Consider the following 20733-nt stretch of genomic DNA (forward strand, 5'->3'; position numbering starts at 1 on the left):
AGCATGAACAACAAGCAATGGTTGCAGGCGGGCTGCCTGACGCTGAGCCTGCTCGCCGGGCAGGTCATGGCTGCGGTCGGAGCCGACCAGGCCGCGCGCCTGGGCAATGAACTCACCCCGATTGGCGCTGAGAAGGCAGGCAACGCCGACGGCAGTATCCCGGCCTGGACCGGTGGCCTGGCGCCCAACGCCGGCAAGGTCGATGCCGGTGGTTTCCTCGCCGATCCGTATGCGGCCGACAAACCGCTGTTCACCATCACCGCGCAGAACGCCAGCCAGTACCAGGACAAGCTCACGCCGGGCCAGCTGGCAATGTTCCAGCGTTTCCCCGACAGCTACCGCATCCCGGTCTACCCGAGCCACCGCAGCGCCAGCTACCCGCAGACGGTGATCGACGCGGCGAAGAAGAACGCTACCGCCACCTCGCTGGCCGAGGGTGGCAATGGGCTGAACAACTTCACCATGACCGTGCCGTTCCCGATTCCGCAGAGCGGCCTGGAAGTCATCTGGAACCACGTCACCCGCTACCGTAGCAACGCCATGCTGCGCACCACGGCGCAGATGAACCCGCAGACCAACGGCGCCTACACCATCAGCTACATGAAGGAGCAGTTCGCCTTCCCGTTCGGGCTCAAGGACTACGACCCGGCGAAGATGAACAACATCCTCTACTACTTCCGCCAGGAGATTCTTTCGCCGCCGCGCCGCGCGGGCAGCGTGATGCTGGTGCTGGAGACCATCGACCAGGTCAAGGAACCGCGCATGGCGTGGATGTACAACGCCGGCCAGCGCCGCGTGCGCCGCGCCCCGCAAGTGGGCTACGACAGCCCCGGTGCGGAAGGCATGCGCACCTACGACGACTTCGACATGTTCAACGGCGCGCCGGATCGCTACGACTGGAAACTGGTGGGGAAGAAGGAGCTGTACATCCCCTACAACAGCTTCGCGCTCGACTCGCCGACGCTGAAGTACGACGACATCGTCAAGCCCGGTCACCTGAATCCGGACCACACCCGCTACGAACTGCACCGCGTTTGGCATGTGGTGGCGACCCTGAAGCCGGGCCAGCGCCACATCTACAGCAAGCGTGATCTGTACATCGACGAGGACAGCTGGCAGATCGCCGAGGCCGACGCCTACGATGGCCGTGGCAGCCTCTGGCGCGTGTCGGAGGGCCATGCGCGGCCGTTCTACGACCAGCAGTTCACCTGGCTGACGGCGGAAACCCACTACGACGTGCTGTCCGGCCGCTACACGGTGTCCGGCCTGCGCAACGAGGAGAAGAGCAGTTACGACTTCGCCGTGCAGTCGAGCAGCAACGACTTCACCCCCAACGCCTTGCGCGCCACGGGCATCCGCTGACGGCGGGCTTTACTGGCGCTCACCGGCGCTCCTTGTGTTCATTCAGCGGCCTTCGGGCCGCTTTTTTTCATTCGATCCTGAATGGCGGATAACGCTGGCGCGTTATGCGCCCTACGAACTGCCAGGAAACCTCGACTGTAGGATGGGTGGAGCGCAGCGATACCCACGCCATCCTACGAAAGGCCCGCTGCGCGACTCGCCGGTCTGCGCCCGTTTACCAACCGTTACTCACGCCGGCCTCGTTTTTGCTTTATGTTCGGACCTGTTACCGATCCCGAGCCGTCGTCCAAACCATGAAGTTGCATCAACTCCGCGCCATCGTCGCCATCTGCGAGAGCGGCAGCATCCAGGAAGCTTCGCGCCTGCTGCACATCTCCCAGCCCGCCTTGTCCAAGAGCATCAAGGAGCTGGAGGCCGAGCTGGGCGTGCCGCTGCTGGTGCGATCCAACCGTGGCATCACCGCCACCGAATACGGTGAGCGCCTGGTACGCCGCGCGCGGCTGGTGGTGGAAGAAGTGCGCCGTGCGCGGGATGAGATCGAAACGCTCAAGGGCGCCATGGACGGTCGGGTAGCCATCGGCGTATCACCGGTGACGCCCAGCCAGCAGTTCGCCAGCTGCCTGCTGCGTTACCGCAAGCGCTACCCCAAGGTGCAACTGCAGATCAGCGAACTGCGCCCCGCCAAGCTGCTCGAAGGCCTGCGCGAAGGCCAGCTGGACCTGGTGCTGACCTCGCAACCGTCTTCGCGCAACGTCGACGGTTTCCATTGGCAGGAACTGTATGCCCAACCCACCACGCTGGCGGTGCGCAAGGGTCATCCGCTGCGCAATGCGCGTTCGTTGCACGAGCTGCTCGACGAAGAATGGCTGGTGCCCGACTCGCTCGACGTCTCCCTCGCCGGGCAGATGTTCGAGCAGTACCAGGTTCGTCATCCCGAGCGCGTCATCGAGTGTGCCTCGGTGGTGCTTTACGCGGAATTGGCGGCCAATACCGATGCGGTGAGCTTCTGGTCGCGGCGGGTGTTCGACCTGCCCATCGTCTCGGGCACCCTCGATGCGCTGGATATCGCCGAGACGGTACCCGGCACCGATATCTCCCTGGTCTGCCGCCCGCCGGAGTTGATGACCCGCGAGGCGCAGACCCTGGTGGACGAGCTGGTCTACGCCTTCAAGGGCCCGCACCTGCGCAAGACAGAATGAGCGGCGTCGATAACCACCTTTGATAAGCATGCGCGAAGGTCATTATTCAGTGCTTCGCGCGTGGGGCATCCTGCCGGCCACATCAGAACAATGAGCAGGATGCGGCATGAGTCAGCACCCCACCCTAGAAAGGTTACTGGCTTCCCAGGAAGCCTTCGCCCGGATTCGCCGGGACCTTCACCAGCATCCCGAACTGGGCTTCGAAGAGGCGCGCACCAGCTCCATCGTCGCCGGCTACCTGCGCGAATGGGGCTATGAAGTCCATGAGGGCGTCGGTGGCACTGGCGTGGTCGGCGTGCTGCGACAGGGCAACAGCGCCCGCAGCATCGGCATCCGCGCCGACATGGATGCGCTGCCCATCGAGGAAGCCAGCGGCGTTCCCTATGCCAGCCAGCACGCGGGTCGCATGCATGCCTGCGGGCACGACGGCCACACGGCCATCCTGCTCTGCGCCGCCCTTGACCTGGCCGAACAGCGCCAGTTCGACGGCACCCTCAACCTGATCTTCCAGCCTGCCGAGGAAACCCTGGGCGGCGCCGTGGCGATGATGGACGATGGCCTGTTCGAGCGCTTCCCGTGCGATGCGGTTTACGCGCTGCACAACGCGCCGGGTCTGCCCGTGGGCTGCTTCCTGACTCGCGAAGGCGCGCTGACGGCGTCTTCCGACCGCGTGTCTATCCGCCTGACCGGTGTCGGCGGCCATGGCGCCATGCCATACCTGGCCCGTGACCCGATAGTTGCTGCCGCCGAACTGGTGCTGGCGCTGCAAAGCATCGTCGCGCGCAACGTGCCGTCTACCGAAGTGGGGGTGGTGACCGTGGGCATGCTCAAGGCGGGGGAGGCGGCCAACGTCATTCCTGACCACGCCGACCTGCGTCTGAGCGTGCGTGCTACCAAGCCTGAGGTGCGCGAGCTGCTCAAGCGGCGCATCGGCGAAATCACCCGTGGCGTCGCCGCCGTGCACGGCATGGAGCTGCAGTACGAATACGAGGAACTGGTGCCGGTGCTGGTCAACACGCCGGAAGAAACCCGGCTCGCACGCCAGGTGCTGACCGAGCTGGTCGGCCCGCAGCGCCTGCTGTCCGAGATCCCTTCGGGATTCCTCGGCAGCGAGGATTTCGCCTGGATGCTGGAGCGCCGCCCCGGCTGCTACATCGCCCTCGGTAACGGCAACAGCGGCCCCAGCGGCTGCATGGTCCACAATCCCGGCTACGACTTCAACGACGGCGCCATTCCCTTCGGCGCGGCCCTCTGGGTGAGGCTGGTGGAAACTTCTCTGAGTACTACTCCCGGTAACGGAGCCCTGGCATGAATCGTCGCAATGCAGTTCTCCTGCTCCTGATGCTGGTGATGATCATCAGCGTGCTGGACAAGACCATCTTCGCCTTCGCTGGCGCGCAGATCATCGACGAGTTGAAGCTCTCGCCGACGGAGTTCGGCTTTATCGGCAGCGCGTTCTTCTTTCTCTATTCGATCTCGGGTGTGCTGGTGGGCTTCCTCGCCAACCGCTTCCCGACACGCTGGATTCTCGCCGGCATGTCAGTGGTATGGATGGCCTCGCAACTGCTGGTAGCGCTGTCCAGCGGCTTCGCCGCACTGGTCGCCGGGCGCCTGTTGCTGGGAGCCGGCACCGGACCGGGCACGGCGGTGACCCAGCATGCCTGCTTCAAGTGGTTCGGTCCGAAGGAGCGGGTGCTGCCCTCGGCGCTGATCCAGGTATCGATCATGCTGGGTGCCGTGCTCGGCGCGCTGAGCCTGCCGCTGGCGATCCAGCACTTCGGCTGGCGCACCGCGTACTTCCTGCTGGCGCTGCTCGGGCTGCTCTGGCTGGTCGTCTGGCTCATCTTCGGCCGTGAAGGACAGCAAACCGAGGAGGAGGGGCCAGGCTCGTCGCTGCGCCTGCCGTACAGCCGCCTGCTGCTCAACCGCAGCTTCATCTGGATCACCCTGATGGGCTTCCTCAGCTACCTGCCCACCGCGCTGGTGTACAGCTGGGTGCCGGTCTACCTGCAGAAGGGCCAGGACATGACGCCCATGCAGTCGGGCTACACCGTGATGGTGGTGACGGTCGGGGTAATCCTCGCCAACCTGCTGCTCTCGACCTTGTCGCAACGGGCGATGAAGCGCGGTGCCTCGGTGCAGCGCGCCATGGTGCTGCCGCCGATGCTCTTCGCGGCGGTCGCTGGCGTTGCCTTCTGCGCGCTGACGCTGCTGCACGGCGATCGTCTGGCGATCCTGGTGCTTTATGCCCTGGGTGCGATCCTGGTGAACGTCCTGCCAACCTTCTGCAATACCCTGGTCGCCTACATCGCCCCGAGCGCGCAACGCGGCTCGATGCTGGCGATCCATATCGGCGGCATGACCAGCGCCGGCATGCTTGCGCCCTGGATTGTCGGCCAACTGGTCGAGTTGCGCGGCGGCGACATCGCCCACGGATTCGAGACCGCACTCGGCCTGTTCGGCGTGCTTACCGTGGTCTGCGCCATCCTCGGCTGCCGGATCATCGCCCCCGAGCGTACCCGCCAGTCCCTGCAGGGCGAGCATAACGAAGCGCCGCTGCCCGGTGCTGTCGGCCACGCCTGATCTTCTTCAAAGGGCCCGCGCGTCGGGCCCGTTTTCCTGACTCGAATCCAATCATCCGGAGTGGTGATGAAGCCGTCTGCCTGCTTTTCCCAGAGCTACGCCGAAGCGCGTGGCAAATTCCTGGCCGCCTGCCTGTCCGCCGGCCTGGTTGTCGAATCCCACCGTCATCCGCTGACGGGCCGCGATGGTGAGCCCCTTGCCCTGGATGTGGCGCGCAGCGGCCCGCGCGATGCGCGCAACCTGCTGATCATCAGCAGCGGCTGCCATGGGGTGGAAGGCTTCTGTGGCTCGGCAGTGCAGGTCGCACTGCTCAACGATCCCGACTGGCTGGAGCTGTGTGCCAAGGCTGATTGCGCGGTGCTCTACCTGCACGCGGCCAACCCGCATGGTTTCTCCTGGTGGCGGCGCTGGACCCACGAGAACGTCGACCTCAACCGCAATTTCATCGACTTCTCCCAACCGCGCCCGCGCAACCAGGCTTATGGCGCGCTCGATCCGATTCTGATTCCGCGGCGCTGGCCATCCTTCGCCAGCCACCTGCGCCTGCTGCGTTACGCCATGCGCCACGGACGCAAGCAATTGCAGGCGGCCATCTCCAGCGGCCAGGACAGCCACCCCAAGGGCCTGTTCTATATCGGCGCCCAGCCGACCTGGAGCAACCAGGCCGTGCGCAAGGTACTACGCCAGCACGCTCGCGAGTGCGCTCGCCTGGGCTGGATCGACTTGCACACCGGTTTGGGCCCCAAGGGCCATGCCGAGCGCATCTATGTGGGCGGTAACGATCCGCAGACCCTGGCGCGAACCCGCCGCTGGTGGGGCGCGGAGGTGACCTCGGCGCACGAAGGGGGATCGGTGTCGGTGCAGTTGCAGGGGCAGATGATCCTCAGCGCTGCCAGCGAGTGCCCGCAGGCCGAGTTGACCGCCATCGCCCTGGAGTACGGCACGCTGCCGGGGCTCAAGGTGCTCAAGGCGCTGCGCGCGGACCAGTGGCTGGCCAACAATCCCGGCGTGCCGCCGGAGAAGGCCCTGCGCATTCATCGCCAGTTGCGTGATGCCTTCTATGTAGACGAGGACGGCTGGAAGTGCCGGGTGCTGGAACAGGCCGGTGAGGCGGCGCGGCAAGCCCTCGCGGGGCTGGGCGAGGCTCAGCCGGCGGTGGCTCGCGCGTCCAGGTAGCAGATCGTCGTGCGCCGTGACCCATTGGGTCGGCGCTGCGGGTCGGCGAAGGTTTCCAGCTCCTGGAAACCGGCCTTGCGCATCATGCCGGCGGAACCGGGGTTCTCTTCGTGTCGCTCGATGTAGATGTCGGGCAGGTCACGGGCGACCAGATCGGCGATGGCGGCGCGCAGCAGGCGGGTACCCAGGCCACGTCCGGCTTCGCCACGGTGCACCGTAGCCTCGGCGATATAGGCATGGCGTGACCGTCCATTCTGCTGGAAGCGGCCGAAGGCATCGCTTTCATGAAAAGTCACCAGGCCGCGCAGCTCGTTGCCATCCACTGCGACCAACGCCCATATTGCTCCCTCGGCGATGCCCTGGAAGTGCTCGCGTACCGGTCCTTCGGGCAGGAAGTTCCAGTCGTTGGGGCCGTGCTCGAAGATCAGTTCCAGCATGCCCGGCACGTCTTCGGCGTGGGCGGGGCGAATCTGCAGGTCGGCCATGGCGTGCTCCTGGAGGTCGGCTCGAAGTCGGGACGAACGACTCTAGCCACGGTCGATGCCCGGTTGCAGGCACAGTGGCGCAGGAAAACTGTACGGGTTGGGCCGGATCAGCGGCCGGGCAGCATCGGCGTCAGGTGCAGGATGTTCAACAGGTGCGGAACGCGCAGCGGGTAGCAGGCCTGCAGGCGCACGCGCGCCTCGGAGAGGGTCATCTGACGGGAAAACGAGCGCAGCACGGTCTTGCCCAGGCAGTGACCGTCCTGAAAATGCACGAGGAATTCATTCATGGCGAAGCGACAACGAGGAAACACGCACGAGGTGGCGCACAGGGCGCGAATAATAGCGACTTCGACGCGTTCATCGTTGCCATAAATCATCCTTTGCAGGAACTGTCCGACGGAACGCTCGTTCCGCCACCGGCCGAACCGACGACCGGCGGCGTCGGAAAGGGCCTAGAGCCCAGAAGCATGCTCGTAAGAGTAGTCCAGGCGCAGGACGTTGTAGTCCAGCCGCATGCCAAAGGCGTGCATGAAGAAAGCCTCCAGTTGCAGCTCCAGCGAGCGCGAGGTCAACGTCGCCAGGCGTGCGCCCTGGCGGCGCGTGCGGCGGCTCACCGCGGTGAACTCCTCGTGGACTATGCCCTGGGACGCCGGGTCGGCAATCAGGCGATAACAGCTGTCCGGCAGGTCGTCACGCTGGGTGGCGCTGAGGCTGAGTTCGGGATGGCCGTCTGCGTTGGTGATCAATTCCACACTGCAGCGCAGGCCTCGGTCGCGGGCGAAGCGCGAAGCCTCTTCGAAGGCCGGCAGGGCCTTTTGCAGGACCTGGATCTCGAAGGCGAGGAAGAATTGCTCGTCGAATTCAACGTCCTGGGTATCGCGGGGTGCCTGGTTCAACATCGCCGGCATCTCCTGTGTCGATGAAACGAGAAAACTTTCGTAAGCGAGTCGGGATCGCCAAAGTTTCGTCATCGCGGCATTGCAGGACACAACGCACACACAGTCGGCCAGCAATGCCATTTGCCTGAACGAAAGGCCATCTCACTGAAGCCCCCTCGAACTGTCAATGATCATTCCGGCATAACGCGGCTTCACTTAAATAGCCAGGCAAGCACTTTATTGCAGCTCGCCCGTCAGGAGCCGTGTGGCGAGCCCAGTTGAAGGGTGTAACGCGCTGTTTACGCCGGACGATTGGAGCTGAGTGTTTCGGATGAGTGGAGGGGGGCGGGAGCCGGCCAATCAGACCCTGCACATGGCAGGGGCCGATCGAACCGGCTGGCAGTCTTATTCGGTCAGGACGGTGAACTCTATACGACGGTTCTTCGCACGCCCTTCCTCGGTCGCGTTATCCGCCACCGACCGGGTCTGGCCGTAACCCTTGGCGCTCAGGACGCCGGCCGGCGCTCCCAGTTTCACCAGCTGGGCGACGACGGCCGCGGCGCGCTTCTGGCTCATGGCGAGGTTGCCCTGGTCAGTGCCGAGACTGTCGCTGTGGCCGCCGACTTCGATATGGGTGCCTTGCGGAGCGGCCTTGATGGCTTCGGCTGCACGCTGGAGGATGTCGAGGCTGTCGGCGGTGATGCGATCAGAGTTGCTGTCGAAATAGACCTGCATCAGGTTCAGTGCGCCGACCAGGTCTTGGGCGTCGAAACCCTGCTAATGCTCTTGGTCAGCGAAATGCGGCTCTCTCCTGTCAGGACCATTTGCTCGCGTGAAGGTGCACCTCATGGACTTGGATGCGGTCCAATGGATCATGTGTTGGGTGTGGAGGTCATCGCCCAGGTGATGAACCCGGCGTTAACAGCCGTAAAAGCCAAGGCGATCAGGAATACGGTGTCAGCTACCCGCATCATCCGCTGACCACGTAGGGTGCGGTGAGTACGCAAGCTCCAGTAGGAAGTTAACGCCGAGACCAGGTAGAACATCATGTTGACTGCCACCAGGTCGTCGATGATCAGGTCTTCCCGGCGCAGGGTGAGGATGACCCGGATGATGCCAATCACCGTCAGGCACACGCCGACCATGGTGGCGGAGACGGAGAAGATGTGGATGCAGATGTCGTCATCGAGGCTGGGAGGTTCCTGCTCACTCATCGCGTTTCACTCGCTGGCGGGAAATGCGGAAAGCGTAGTTGCGATTCGATGAAGGCTTGAGTACGAAGGCTAACGCGCCTACTGTCAGCGGCTGCCCCAAGCCCGGACATGAAACGCCCCATGATCGACTTCAACAATGTCACCGCCTACCAGCAGCAGACCCGCGTGCTGGACGGCTTCTCCCTGCATATCGGCGAAGGCGAGAAGGTCGCCATCCTCGGCCCCAATGGCGCTGGCAAGAGTACGCTGCTCAAGCTGATCAGCCGCGAGCTCTACCCGGTGGATCGCGAGGGCAGTTCGCTGAGCCTGTTTGGCCTGGAGAACGTCACTATCTGGGACCTGCGCAGCCGTATCGGCTTCGTCTCCCAGGACCTGCAGGAAGACTACACGCCCTTCACCCAGGCGCTGGAGGTGGTGATCTCCGGTTTCTTCGGCGCCATCGGCAGCCACGGCCACCTGCAGCCCACGCCGGAGCAGGTCGCCAAAGCGCGCGAGATGCTGGCCATCGTGGAGATGGACGGTTTCGCTGAGCGCATGTTCCAGCGCCTCTCCACCGGCCAGAAGCGCCGCCTGCTGCTGGCTCGCGCACTGATCCACGAGCCCCGCGCATTGATTCTCGACGAGCCGGCCAACGGTCTGGACATGGGCGCCAGCCTGCAGATGCTGACCCTGCTGCGGCGCTTCTGCGGCCCGGAGCACGCGATGATCATCACCACCCATCATCTCGACGAGATCATCCCGGAGATCGAACGCGTGGTGCTGATTGCCGAGGGCAAGGTGGTCGCCGACGGGCCCAAGGCCGAGGTCCTCACCAGCGAGCACCTATCTGCGCTGTACCAGGCGCCGCTGAAGGTGACCGAGCAGGAGGGCTGGTACCGTTGCTGGCATGCCTGACCGGCTGCATTTGTAGGAGCGAGCTTGCTCGCGAAAAAGTCGAGCGGGCCGATTCAGGCTGATGCTGGGTTCGCGAGCAGGCTCGCTCCAACAGATTGATTCGCCGAGTTACCGCCCCAACGCCTGACGCTGCATGTGCATGGCTCGGATGCGTTGTTCCCACTGGGCGCGCTCGGTTTCCGGCAGAGCGTTCCACCACTGGCTCACTGCACGGTTGCTGTAAGGCGTCACCCAGTCGGACCAGTGCGCCATCTGCGCCTGCGGAAAACCATTGTCGCGGCCGCGCAGGTAGTGGTCGAAGAAGCCCAGCACCAGCGTGGCCGGTGCTTCGATCAGCACGTCGGTGGGGGCGCCGCCGATCAGCTTGTCGCGCAGTGGGCGGCGCAGGTATAGCGCATTGTCGGTGAGGCCGGCATGCAGGGTGTCGCGCATGACCAGACGGTGGATGCGTGGATTCTGGCCGGCGTGCGCCAGGCTTTCGTAGGCGAAGTCGTTGAAGCTGCGCGGCTGGGTCGGCGGCGTGACGCCGAGCATGCGGTAGAACAGCGACAGGTCCGAATGCAGCATCAGCATGGGTACCGGCAGGTCCCGGTCGAAGGGCGTGAAGTCGAAGTCGCCGCCGTCCAGGTTCACTGCCGCTGCGCAGCGCTGATCGACCATGCAGACCGCACCAGTAGTCGAACCGCCGAAGGACATCCCCATCTCTCCCACGTGATCGAAGTCACTGGCGGCCACCACTTCGGCGACACTCGGGGGGACTTCGCCGGTTTGAAGACGGTCATGGACAAACAGGCGGTCCGCCAGCCAGACCGGCGCGCTGAGATGGATGGCGCGGTCCGCTGGCGGCTTGAGTTCGGTCGCGAAACGCAATTGGCCGTCGAGGCGGCGGGCCAGATCGTCCTCGCCGTAACCTTGCAGCAGAAGTGGCGAGAAGCCGTGCTCTAAGGCATCGCGAAGGTGGACGTAGAGCGCCGGATCAGTGGGGGCAACTTCGCCGTTTGGGAACAGCGTGGGCGAGGCATCCCCCGTGTGCTGTACGGAGTAGACCGCATATCCATTGCTGGCCAGTTCCTCCATGATCCGCCCGTTCATGCCGGCGAAAGAGCCGTAGCCGTGGCTGTAGAGCACCACGGGCAGGCGACCGAGGTCGGCCCGCAGCGGCGCGTTTTCGTAGGAATTGGTACGCAAGTGACGAAGGTGCGTGAGCAGCGGCGGGAAATGGAACAGCTCACCGAAACCGCGCGCGGTGCTGCGGCTTTCGGCATCGCTGAAGTAGTGGCGCGGTTGCGCGTCCACCGCCTGCCTGGCCGGATACCAGACGCGCACCAGCAGGCGCCGGGCCTTGCCGGTTGGCGCGCCAAGGAGGCCAGTACGGCTGGCATCGACCAGCTCGAAGTCGCGCATGCCGACCGGGTAGGGGCCACCGGGCTTGGGTAGCGGTGAGACCGGGAAGAAATACAGTGCGGCGACAGCCAGGCTTGTCAGCAGAGTGAAGAACATCCCCGACCAGACTGGCACTCGTGCCGGGTGCCTGCGCCGCAGCAACAGGGCCAGCACCAGGAGTACGGCGACGACTGCGCCGACGGCAGCCTGCCAGCGATCGTCCCACATGCCATACAGCGCCACGAGCAGCGCGAGCAGGGCGGCGGCATTTGCCAGGGGCCGACGACGCAGCCACCAGCCAAGCAAGGCGACGACGAGCAGGGCGAGCAGCAGGCCGTCGGCAAGCGTCATGCAGCGGCGCCTTTGCGCGGCAGTACGGTCCAGGCGATGCCGAACAGCAGCAAGGCGGCGACCAGCACATAAGGCGCACGGCTATCGACCTGGTGCAGCAGGGTGCCCAGCAATGGGCCGCTGATCATGCCCAGCCCATGCACGGCCACTAGGCTGCCCGCAGCAGCGCCTTGCTCGTCTGCTTCCACGGCGTTGGCGTTGAGCGCCGAGACGGCAGGGAAGACCCAGCCCATGCCGGCGGCGGCAACGAAGCAGGAGGCGTAGAGCATCCACGGTGCCACGGCGAAGCACACTGTGGCGAAGCCCAGCGCGGAAATGCTGCCGCCCACGCCGATCAGGCGCAGCGGCGCCCAGTTCAGCTTGCGTACCAGCATCTGCGCACAGATCAGCGCCACGCCCACGGATGTAAGCGCGATGCCAGCTACACGGGCGGCGTCTGCCGGGGGGAGCTGCAGGCGGTCGAGGGCGAAGAAGCCAACGGTCATCTGCGCCACGGTCACGCAGACCATGGCGATGAAGCCCAGGGTCAGCGAGCGGCGCAGGCGCTTGTCACTGATTGCCAGGGCGGGGCCTTTACGCTCGTGGGTGCGCTCGTGGTGCGGTAGCCATTTCCACAACACGCCCAGCGCCAGTAGCGGTAACAGGCAGGTGAGCAGCAGCGGCAAGGCCAGGCCGAGCATGGCCAGCAGGCCGGCGAAGCTCGGGCCGACCACCATGCCCACGGCGCTGGCGGCACCGAGCCCAGCCATGGCCGAAGCACGCTTGTCCGCGTTCACGTGGTCGGCCACCAATGCCGCCGAGCAGGCCGGCACGGCGGCGTAGAAGCCTCCCGCCAGTCCGCGCAGCGCAACTATTCCGATGAAGGCCGGCAGCGGAGACATCGAGGTATTCAGCGCCAGGGCCATGAAGGCGCAGAGCAGGGCGTAGGTGACCGCGAAGCCGGCCAGGCCGCTGAGCAGGACGCGGCGGCGGCCGAGACGGTCGCTGGCAATGCCCCAGACGCGCGCCATGAGCATCCAGGCGATACCACCCATGGTCACCGTCATGCCCGCCTGCCAGGGCGCCAGGCCCAGGGTGCGCGCCACCGGGCCGATCAGCGCGACGAAGGACATCACCGCTACCGTGCAGACGAAGGTTTCGAACATCAGCGGGCGCAGGTTGAGGGTGGGGGCCTGGGGCGGCATGGCGGTCATTTCGGGGTTGGCTCCTTGGGACGGCGGGGCATTCTCATCCATACAATGACGATCAGGAGCAGCGGAACACCAAGGGAAATCCACGACAACACGTCGAAAACCCCGTCGCCCAACAGCGCCGAGAGCAGCCCGAAGGTGCTCAGCACGGCCAGCGCGACGGGCCAACGGAAGATCATCCAGAGTCCGCGTCTCATGCCTTGATCTCCGTGCTCAGGCCGCCGGAATCCAGTTCCGCCAGGCGTTTCTCGATGGGCGTGCGGCGGCGTCCGAGCCATAGGTACAGGCCGCTGGCGAGGATCACGATGCTGACGATATCCAGCAGCGCCCAGACGATCTTCAGCGGCATGCCGCCGTAGTCGCCAAAGTGCAGCGGCTGGGACAGCAGCAGGGTCTTCACGTACAGCGGCATCTCGCGCATGTCGGTCAGTTCGCCGGTTTCGGCATCCACCAGGGCGGGTTTGAGCAGGCGTTCGGTCAGCGGCGTATTACCGCGCATGAACACGGCGTAGTGATGCTTGCTGCTGAACTGTGTGCCGGGGAAGCCTACGAAACTGACCTCCATGTCCGGCGCGGCCTTGCGTGCGGTGTCGATAGCCTTGTGCAGCGAGCCGAGCTGCTCCAGCGGCGGCGCGTCCTTGTACGGTGCGGTCATCTCCGCCAGTTGGCCGCCTTGCCAGAGCATGAGGATCGGCAGCGCCAGGGTGTTGATCACCCCGGTGACGCCCACCACCAGCACCCAGGCGAGGGTGACGATGCCCAGCACGTTGTGCAGGTCTAGCCACTTCAGGCGCGAGCTGCGTTGCGAGCGCACGGTGGCGAAGTCGAGCTTGCGCATGAACGGCGTGTAGACCACCACGCCGGAGACCAGCGAAGCCACCAGCAGCAGGCCCATGAAACCGAGGAACAGGTAACCGGGCAGCCCCATGAACAGGTCGGTGTGCAGCTTGAGCATGATGTACATGAAGCCGCCCGGCGGCGGCAGGGCCTCGAAGAACTCCCCGGTGCGCGCGTCGAAAGGCTGCACGTGGCCATCTTCCGGCGGCGGCACCAGGGTTGGCGCGGTGATGACGCCGCCCAGCGGATCGTCCTGCTCCCAATACACGAAGCGCACCACTTCACCCGGCCGTGTCGCCAGCGCGCGGGCGACCACATCGTCGTAGTCGATCTTCGGCGACTGCTCGGTGAGCGGCTTGAGCTCCGGGTGCGGCTCGAAGGTGTGCTCGATCTCTTCGTGGAAGATCAGCGGCAGGCCTGTGAGGCAGAGCATCAGCAGGAATACCGTGGAGATCAGGCTGGTCCACTTGTGCACCAGGTACCAGGTGCGGAGGGCTTTGGCGGTCATCGTCAGGCTCTTTCTTCTTTAAACATCCATTTAGAAATCCACGCTCGCGGACAACTGCAGCGTGCGGCCCTCGCCCAGGTACAGGTACCCGGCGGTGGAAGTGCCCCAGTAGTCCTTGTCGAACACGTTATCCAGGTTGGCGCGTAGCACTACCGGTTTGCCGAGGGTCTCGAAGCGATAGCGCGCGCCCAGGTCCAGGCGCCACCAGTCGGGAATGCTCAGGGCGTTGGCCTGGTCCACGTACTGCTCGCTGGTGTAGATCGTCCGGGCCGTGACAGTCAGGCCCGGCACCTGGGTGATGTCGTACTCACCGCCCAGATTGAGCTGGCGGCGCGGTACGCCGATACCGTTGTTGCCGTCGTACTGGCCGTCCTGGGTCTTGGTCAGCTTGGCCTGGGTGTAGGAAGCACCGCCGAGCAGGCGCGCGCCCTTGGCTACCTCGCCGAACAGGCTCAGCTCCAGGCCGCGGTTGCGTTGTTCGCCGCCACGAGTGAAGCGGCCGTTGTCGTTGACGCTGCTCGGGCGCTTGATCTCGAACGCAGCCAGGGTAGCGCCGAAACCGTCCCACTCGCCCTTGACGCCGACTTCCTTCTGCTTGGAAACGTAGGGCGTGAGCATTTCACCGGCGTTGACGGTGCCAATGGGCGCGGTTTCACCGGGGCTCAGGCCTTCGATGTAATTGGCGTAGAGCGAGATGTTTTCCCACGGCTTGACCACGATGCCACCCATGGGCGTGGTCTTCTCCTCGTCGTAGCCTTCACCTACCGGGGTGCCGACGTTCATTTCGTAGTTCTGCGATTCCACCCGCTGCTTGCGTGCGCCGAGAGTCAGCTCGACGCGGCCGTCGAGGATCGACAGAGTGTCGGCTAGCGCGTAGCTGGTGAGGGTAGCGGCGGTGTACTTCTGCACGTTCTTCGGATAATCGTCCGTGCTCGGCGTGCCGGAGTAGACCGGGTTGTAGAGGTTCGATGCGCGCGACGGGAAGGCGGTGTAGAGGAAGAAGATGTCCGAGTTCTGCACCACGCGGGTCGCGCCGAAATTCAGCTTGTGCTGCACCGGACCGGTGTCGAAAGTGCTGCGCAGGCCGGCCTCGGCGGAGTGCGAGCCGACGTCGTAGACCTGCCAGGCCGGGCTGGAGACGAAATCGCCCTGGTTGCCCATCAGCACCGGGTTGCCGGCCAGGGCGTCCATCTCGCTGCGGCGATCACCATAGCCGGCGTAGCCGGTCAGCCAGTCGGCGATGTCGTATTCACCACGGAACACCAGGGTGCGGTCGGTCATCTCCGAGTCGCCGTAGCCGGGATAGTTCAGGTCGTTGTCCGGTGCATGGGGAATCTTGGTGACACCGGGGCCAACGCTGAACTGGCGGACGACGTTGGTGAGGTCCTCGCGCTGGGTGATGTAGTCGGCGGACAGACGCAGGCGCTCGCCGGTGTAGTCCAGGCCGAGGGAACCCAGGCTGTCTTCCAGTTCCTGCTTGTCCACCGTGGTGTCGCCGTTGCGGTACACGCCATTGAAGCGCACACCGAATTCCTTGCCCTCGCCGAAGCGACGGCCGACATCCAGGTGGGTGCCGAACACCGAGTCGGACAGATACTCCAGGGTCACCCGGTTCAGCGGTTCGGCACCGGCGCGCTTGGTTACCAGGTTCACTGCGCCTCCGACGTTGCCGCTGGGCGGCATGCCGTTGAGCATGGTGCTCGGACCCTTGACCACCTCCACGCGCTCGGCCATCTCCACCGGTACCCGGAAGAACGGCGCCAGGCCGTACATGCCGTTGAGCGCGACGTCGGCGCTGACCACCGGGAAGCCGCGCAGGGAGAAGTCCTCGTTGAGGTTGGTGCGCGCACTGCCGATCTGCGCTGAAGGTTCGTTGGCCAGTACGTCGGCGACGCTCCGGGCCTGCTGGTCATTGATGGTCTGCTCGGTATAGCTGGTGATGCTGAAAGGCGCGTCCATCAGGTCGGTGTTGCCCAGCAGGCCGAGGCGTCCGCCACGCGCCACCTGACCACCGGCATACTCGGCAGGCAGGTCTTCAGGGCCGGAAGCCTGCCCGGTGATCAGAGAGGGCTGCATTTGCAACGCATCGGGACTGGGTGAACGAATCAGGGTAAAGGTGCCGTCACCGCGCTGCTCCAGTTCCAGGCCGCTGCCTTGCAGCAGGCGCTCGAGGGCGCCGCGGGTTGAATAGTCACCCTTGAGCCCGGGGCTCTGCAGGCCGTCGGTCAGCGTCGGGTCGAAGGACAGGTGCACGCCGGTCTCGGCGGCGAACGAGGCCAGGGCGCGGCCCAGTGGACCGGGGGAAATACTGTAGCTGCGTACTTCGCTGGCTGCCGGCGCGGCCGTCACCGGCGTCGCCACGGCCACCGCCAGGGAGAGGAGGGCGGTGCGTACCGCCAGGGAAAGTGAAGAGGGGTGTGCGTGTCTGCTGCTGGACATGGACGGGGTACCTTCGGGCCTCTGCGGGCTTCGTGTCGGGAGATGTTCCCCTGTTGCCAGCTGAAGTGAGAAAAAGTCTCACTTCTTTTTGAAAATATTTTGCATCAACGCCCGGTGCCTGTCTTCAGGCGGCTGCCAGAGTGATCCAGAAGTCCGTTACCCGACGGATTCGCAGGGGATAGGTGGCCTGCAGCATCGACAGCGCGAGGTTCCTGTCCAGCAGCGGGAAAGCCCCTGACACCGCCAGTTGCGCCACCGCAGGGTCACAGCGCAGCACGCCGCGGCGATATCGGCTCAGCTCGCCCAGCAGTGCCTGCAGGGGCAGGCGGTCGGCCATCAGCATGCCGTGGGTCCAGGCATCCGGGTTCGGCGTGCTGGGCATGGCAGAGATGGATTGCGCGGTCAGCAGTACGGACTCCCCGGCACCCAGCCACTGGCCGGAGCCTTGCAACGGCGACACCTGCACGCGCCCGTGCTGCACGGCAACTCGGGTCGCGCCGTCGGCCTGGCGTACGTTGAAGCGTGCCTCGGCGGTTTGCATCCGGCCTTCGCGGGTGGTGACCAGGAACGGGCGGCTGTCCGCGCGGGTATCGAGGAATATTTCGCCGCGCAGCAACCGCACCAGGCGTTGTGCGGGAGTGAAGGCGATATCTACGGCGCTGTCAGTGTTCAACGTGAGCAGACTGCCATCGGGCAGCGGCAGCTTGCGCTGCTCGCCCACCGCGGTGTGCTGGTCGGCCAGCCAATCCTGCCAGGGTTGTGTGCGCCAGGTAGCGAGGCCTACCGGAGCGACGGCCAGCAGCACGGCAAGCTGCTTGAGGGCGCGGCGGCGGTCCAGCGTGCGTTCTCGGCCCAGCGTCGGCATGGCCAGAGCGGGAGGCAAGCTGCCAAGGTGGCCCAGCAGGCGCTCGGCGCGGTCCCAGGCGCGGGCGTGCTGCGGACTCTGCCGCTGCCAGTCGGCGCAGGCGCGGCGGGTTTCCTCGCTGGCATCGTGCTGCAGGCGCACCAGCCAGTCCGCCGCTTCGTCGAGGATGCGAGGCGCGATGGGCTCGGCGGCAGTCATTCCATCAACTCCAGGCAATGACGGAAGGCCTGCTGCATATAGCGCTTCACCGAGCCAAGGGACACGCCCAGGCGTTGGGCGATGGCCTCGTATTTCAGCCCCTCGATCTGCGCCAACAGGAAGGCCTGGCGTACCGGGTCAGGCAGACGAGCAAGCAGGGCGTCGATCTCGTGCAGGGTTTCCAGCACCAGGTAGCGCTGTTCGGGGGAGGGGGCCAGCTCTTCCGGAAGCCCGGCCAGGGCTTCGAGATAGGCGCGTTCCAGCGACTGGCGTTGGAACCAGTTGATCATCAGCCCCTTGGCTATCGTTGTAAGGTAAGCCCGCGGCTCGCGTGCATCCAACACCCGGCGTGAACCGAGCAGGCGGGTGAAAGTGTCCTGGGCCAGGTCCGCTGCCTGTTCGTGGCAGTCCAGGCGACGGCGTAGCCAGCCTTGCAGCCAGCCGTGATGGTGCTGGTAAAGCTCGCTAACGGCGGCATGGAGGGGAGCATCGACCGGGGGCATGGCGGAATTTTTATCATTTGAGAATGCTTCTCATGATAAGGGTTGCTGCGCTCTGCTCACAAGCCCCCTTGAAGGATGGCATGCAGTAGCTTGTCAGCCTGCCCGGCTAGCTAGGTCGAGGGTTGTCAGCTGGGGGGCGGAAAGGCTCAACTGGGTAGCCCATACCAGGCTGGCGAGCTGGCGTTCATTGGTGGCACTGGCGATGGGGGCGGCGATGCCTGGCTGCTGGCGGAGCCAGGCGAGCGCGACCTCCGCCGGCGTCGAGTGGGTTTCTTCGGCGACCTGGCCCAGCGCCGCGAGAATCTTCAATCCGCGGGTATCAAAGTAGCCCTCCAGGTCTTCGCCACGGGCGCTACCGGCGAGGTCGCCGGGGGCGCGGTACTTGCCGGTGAGAAAGCCCGAGGCGAGGCTGAAATAGGTCACCACGACGTTGCCGTGTTCGGCGGCGATGGCTGCGGTTTCCGTTTCGTGGCCCGCGCGGTCGTAGAGGTTGTACTGGACCTGCAGTGCGGAATACGCAGGGAGGCCGTTGCTACGTGAAGTGGCTTCGGCTGCCTGCAGTTGTTGTCGGCTGAAATTGGACGCACCGATGGCGCGTACCTTCCCCGAGGCGATCAAGTCTTCGTAGGTGCGCAGGGTTTCTTCGTGGGGCGTGCTGTCATCGGGGTAATGGCTGAAGTACAGGTCGATGTAGTCGGTGTTCAGGCGCCGCAGGGAGTCCTCGACACCCTGCAGGATCCAGCGGCACGACAGCCCGCGCCGCTGTACCGAGAGTTCGGCGCCGACCTTGGTGCACAGCGTCACCTCAGTGCGGCGCCCCGGCTGGCTGGCGAGCCAGCGGCCGATGATGGCCTCCGACTCGCCGCCCTCGTGACCCGGCACCCAGACTGAGTACATATCCGCAGTATCGATACTGCTCAGCCCCGCGTCGAACGCCGCGTCCAGCAGGCGTCGCGACATCGCTTCGTCCACCGTCCAGCCGAACACGTTACCGCCCAGTATCAGTGGTGAAAGGTTCAGGTCACGAGCATGCATGGCTTTCTCCTCAGCACACCGCGATATGCGAATCCGCGCGCGGCTCGGTACCGCCGCAGAGCACGCCGGTTTCAGGATCGCGGACGATGATCTGGCCGCGCCCGTAGTCGGTGAGGTCGCAGGCGATCTCCACCTCGTGACCGCGTCGCGCCAGGCCGAAGGCGAGGTCGCGGTTGGCGTGCTGCTCGATGCCGACTTTCATGCCGCCCAGCCATTGCCAGCGCGGGGCGTCCAGCGCGGCCTGCGGGTTGAGGCCGAAGTCGACCAGGTTCATCACCATCTGCACGTGGCCCTGGGGCTGCATGTAGCCGCCCATCACGCCGAACGGGCCGACGGCCACGCCATCCTTGCTGAGGAAGCCGGGGATGATGGTGTGGAAGGTCTTCTTGCCCGGCGCCAGCGCGTTGGAATGCGCCGGGTCGAGGCTGAATTCCGAGCCACGGTTCTGCAGGCCGATGCCGCTGTCGGGGAGCACCACGCCGGAGCCGAAGCCGTGGTAGGCACTCTGGATGAAGGAGACCATGTTGCCTTCGCCGTCGGCGGTGGCGATGTACACAGTGCCGCTGGAGAGCGGGTCACCGTGTTTCGGCTCGGCGGCCTGATCGCTGATTTCAGCGCGGCGGCGCGCGGCGTAGTCGTCGGAGAGTAGCGCGGCGGTGCTGACGCGCATGTGCTCGGCGTCGGTGATGTAGTGCAGGCCGTCGGCGTAGGCCTTCTTCATGGCTTCGAGCTGGCGGTGCCAGGTGAGCTGGCTGTCGCGCTGGTCGAAGTCGTAGCCCTGGAGGATGTTCAGGGTCATCAGGGCGATCAGGCCCTGGCCGGCGGGGGGGATTTCCCAGACGTCATAGCCACGGTAGTTGGTCTTGATCGGCTCGACCCACTTGGGCTTGTAGCCGGCCAGGTCGGCGGCGCTTAGCTCGCCACCGGTGGCGGCGGAGTGCTCGGCGAGGCGCTGGGCGAGGGCGCCACGGTAGAAGCTATCGCACTTCGTCTCGGCCAGTTCGGCGAGGGTTTTCGCCTGGGCTGGGTTGCGGAACAGCTGGCCGGCGCAGGGGGCTTTGCCGTCCACGGTGAAGGTGTCGAACCAGGCTTCCAGGGCTGGCACGGCGGCGCGGCTTTGCTGGTATTCCTGGCGCGCGATTTCCCACTGGTAGGCAACCACCGGGGACACCGGGAAGCCGTCGCGGGCCAGGGCGATGGCCGGTTGCAGCAGGTCGGCGAAAGGCAGTTTGCCGAAGCGTGCGGACAGCTCGGCCCAGGCCGAGGGGATGCCCGGCACGGTGACCGGCAGCCAGCCGTGTACCGGCATCTTCTCAAAGCCGGCGGCTTTTACCTTGTCGATGGAGAGGGAGGCAGGCGCGTGGCCGCTGGCGTCGAGGCCGTGCAACTGGTCCTTGACCCAGACCAGGGCGAAGGCGTCGCCGCCGATGGCGCAGCCGGTGGGTTCGACCACCGTCAGCGCGGCGGCGGTGGCGATAGCGGCGTCGATGGCGTTGCCGCCGGCACGCAGCATGGCGATGCCGGCCTCGGCAGCCAGGGGCTGCGAGGCGGCGACCATGCCGTTGCGGGCGAACACGCTCTGGCGCTGGGAGGCGTAGGGGTACTCGTGGGCAGAGAAGCTCAGCATGGAAAA

General features: G+C 65.4%; 20 protein-coding genes. 6 read left to right on the forward strand and 14 right to left on the reverse strand.

From position 1 onward, the window contains the following. Nucleotides 1-3: 3 nt before the first annotated feature. From ACKI1H_RS18600 to ACKI1H_RS18620, 5 genes are all read left to right on the forward strand, one after another. Entirely contained in the window at nt 4-1362 is a 1359-nt protein-coding gene (locus ACKI1H_RS18600) for a DUF1329 domain-containing protein (RefSeq protein ID WP_138525695.1), read from the forward strand. Between the two features lie 293 nt (nt 1363-1655). Next, on the forward strand, nt 1656-2561 hold the full coding sequence (locus ACKI1H_RS18605; protein WP_138525696.1) for a LysR family transcriptional regulator: 906 nt from the start codon (nt 1656-1658) through the stop codon (nt 2559-2561). Between the two features lie 106 nt (nt 2562-2667). Continuing rightward, nucleotides 2668-3873, forward strand: a complete 1206-nt coding sequence (locus ACKI1H_RS18610) for a M20 aminoacylase family protein (protein ID WP_440465891.1) — start codon at nt 2668-2670, stop codon at nt 3871-3873. Next, nucleotides 3870-5144, forward strand: a complete 1275-nt coding sequence (locus ACKI1H_RS18615; protein ID WP_440465892.1) for an MFS transporter — start codon at nt 3870-3872, stop codon at nt 5142-5144. Before ACKI1H_RS18610 ends, ACKI1H_RS18615 begins: the two co-directional genes overlap by 4 nt. A gap of 66 nt (nt 5145-5210) precedes the next feature. Beyond that, on the forward strand, nt 5211-6320 hold the full coding sequence (locus ACKI1H_RS18620; RefSeq protein ID WP_440465893.1) for a M14 family metallopeptidase: 1110 nt from the start codon (nt 5211-5213) through the stop codon (nt 6318-6320). Here the strand turns inward: ACKI1H_RS18620 and ACKI1H_RS18625 are convergent. The 5 genes from ACKI1H_RS18625 to ACKI1H_RS18645 all read right to left on the reverse strand — a co-directional run bounded on the left by ACKI1H_RS18625 (nt 6290) and on the right by ACKI1H_RS18645 (nt 8897). Then, nucleotides 6290-6805: an N-acetyltransferase family protein gene (locus ACKI1H_RS18625; RefSeq protein ID WP_440465894.1), complete on the reverse strand. Its 516-nt coding sequence runs from the start codon at nt 6803-6805 to the stop codon at nt 6290-6292. The genes ACKI1H_RS18620 and ACKI1H_RS18625 overlap by 31 nt on opposite strands. A gap of 107 nt (nt 6806-6912) precedes the next feature. Next, on the reverse strand, nt 6913-7092 hold the full coding sequence (locus tag ACKI1H_RS18630; protein WP_024762799.1) for a hypothetical protein: 180 nt from the start codon (nt 7090-7092) through the stop codon (nt 6913-6915). A 165-nt stretch (nt 7093-7257) separates the two neighbouring features. After that, nucleotides 7258-7704, reverse strand: a complete 447-nt coding sequence (locus tag ACKI1H_RS18635) for a hypothetical protein (protein WP_138525701.1) — start codon at nt 7702-7704, stop codon at nt 7258-7260. Nucleotides 7705-8088: 384 nt separating this feature from the next. After that, nucleotides 8089-8418: an OmpA family protein gene (locus tag ACKI1H_RS18640; RefSeq protein WP_440465895.1), complete on the reverse strand. Its 330-nt coding sequence runs from the start codon at nt 8416-8418 to the stop codon at nt 8089-8091. 137 nt (nt 8419-8555) lie between these two features. Beyond that, on the reverse strand, nt 8556-8897 hold the full coding sequence (locus tag ACKI1H_RS18645) for a hypothetical protein (RefSeq protein ID WP_138525703.1): 342 nt from the start codon (nt 8895-8897) through the stop codon (nt 8556-8558). A 120-nt stretch (nt 8898-9017) separates the two neighbouring features. On the opposite strand from ACKI1H_RS18645, the gene ACKI1H_RS18650 reads away from it, so the two are divergent. Beyond that, nucleotides 9018-9791 carry an ABC transporter ATP-binding protein gene (locus ACKI1H_RS18650; RefSeq protein WP_138525704.1) on the forward strand — a complete coding sequence of 258 codons (774 nt, stop codon included), beginning with the start codon at nt 9018-9020 and terminating at the stop codon, nt 9789-9791. Between the two features lie 108 nt (nt 9792-9899). Here the strand turns inward: ACKI1H_RS18650 and ACKI1H_RS18655 are convergent, their stop codons facing one another. From ACKI1H_RS18655 to ACKI1H_RS18695, 9 genes are all read right to left on the reverse strand, one after another. Further along, nucleotides 9900-11525, reverse strand: a complete 1626-nt coding sequence (locus ACKI1H_RS18655; protein WP_440465896.1) for an alpha/beta hydrolase family protein — start codon at nt 11523-11525, stop codon at nt 9900-9902. Continuing rightward, a complete protein-coding gene (locus tag ACKI1H_RS18660; RefSeq protein WP_138525706.1) occupies nt 11522-12718 on the reverse strand; it encodes an MFS transporter in 1197 nt (398 codons plus the stop codon). The genes ACKI1H_RS18655 and ACKI1H_RS18660 overlap by 4 nt, the downstream gene beginning before the upstream one ends. Then, nucleotides 12715-12912, reverse strand: coding sequence for a hypothetical protein (locus tag ACKI1H_RS18665; protein WP_315809772.1), 198 nt, complete (start codon nt 12910-12912; stop codon nt 12715-12717). Before ACKI1H_RS18665 ends, ACKI1H_RS18660 begins: the two co-directional genes overlap by 4 nt. Further along, entirely contained in the window at nt 12909-14060 is a 1152-nt protein-coding gene (locus ACKI1H_RS18670; RefSeq protein ID WP_440465897.1) for a PepSY-associated TM helix domain-containing protein, read from the reverse strand. Before ACKI1H_RS18670 ends, ACKI1H_RS18665 begins: the two co-directional genes overlap by 4 nt. Before the next feature lie 30 nt (nt 14061-14090). Continuing rightward, nucleotides 14091-16499, reverse strand: a complete 2409-nt coding sequence (locus ACKI1H_RS18675; protein ID WP_246084924.1) for a TonB-dependent receptor — start codon at nt 16497-16499, stop codon at nt 14091-14093. Between the two features lie 124 nt (nt 16500-16623). Next, nucleotides 16624-17562, reverse strand: coding sequence for a FecR domain-containing protein (locus tag ACKI1H_RS18680; RefSeq protein WP_440465898.1), 939 nt, complete (start codon nt 17560-17562; stop codon nt 16624-16626). After that, nucleotides 17559-18065: a sigma-70 family RNA polymerase sigma factor gene (locus ACKI1H_RS18685; RefSeq protein ID WP_138525710.1), complete on the reverse strand. Its 507-nt coding sequence runs from the start codon at nt 18063-18065 to the stop codon at nt 17559-17561. Before ACKI1H_RS18685 ends, ACKI1H_RS18680 begins: the two co-directional genes overlap by 4 nt. Nucleotides 18066-18158: 93 nt before the next feature. After that, complete coding sequence (locus ACKI1H_RS18690) at nt 18159-19100, reverse strand: aldo/keto reductase (RefSeq protein WP_440465899.1); 942 nt, start codon at nt 19098-19100, stop codon at nt 18159-18161. A gap of 10 nt (nt 19101-19110) precedes the next feature. Continuing rightward, a complete protein-coding gene (locus ACKI1H_RS18695) occupies nt 19111-20727 on the reverse strand; it encodes a gamma-glutamyltransferase family protein (RefSeq protein ID WP_440465900.1) in 1617 nt (538 codons plus the stop codon). Nucleotides 20728-20733: the final 6 nt, after the last annotated feature.

The sequence above is a fragment of the Pseudomonas sp. YH-1 genome, from assembly GCF_051990045.1.
Taxonomy (GTDB): domain Bacteria; phylum Pseudomonadota; class Gammaproteobacteria; order Pseudomonadales; family Pseudomonadaceae; genus Pseudomonas; species Pseudomonas nicosulfuronedens.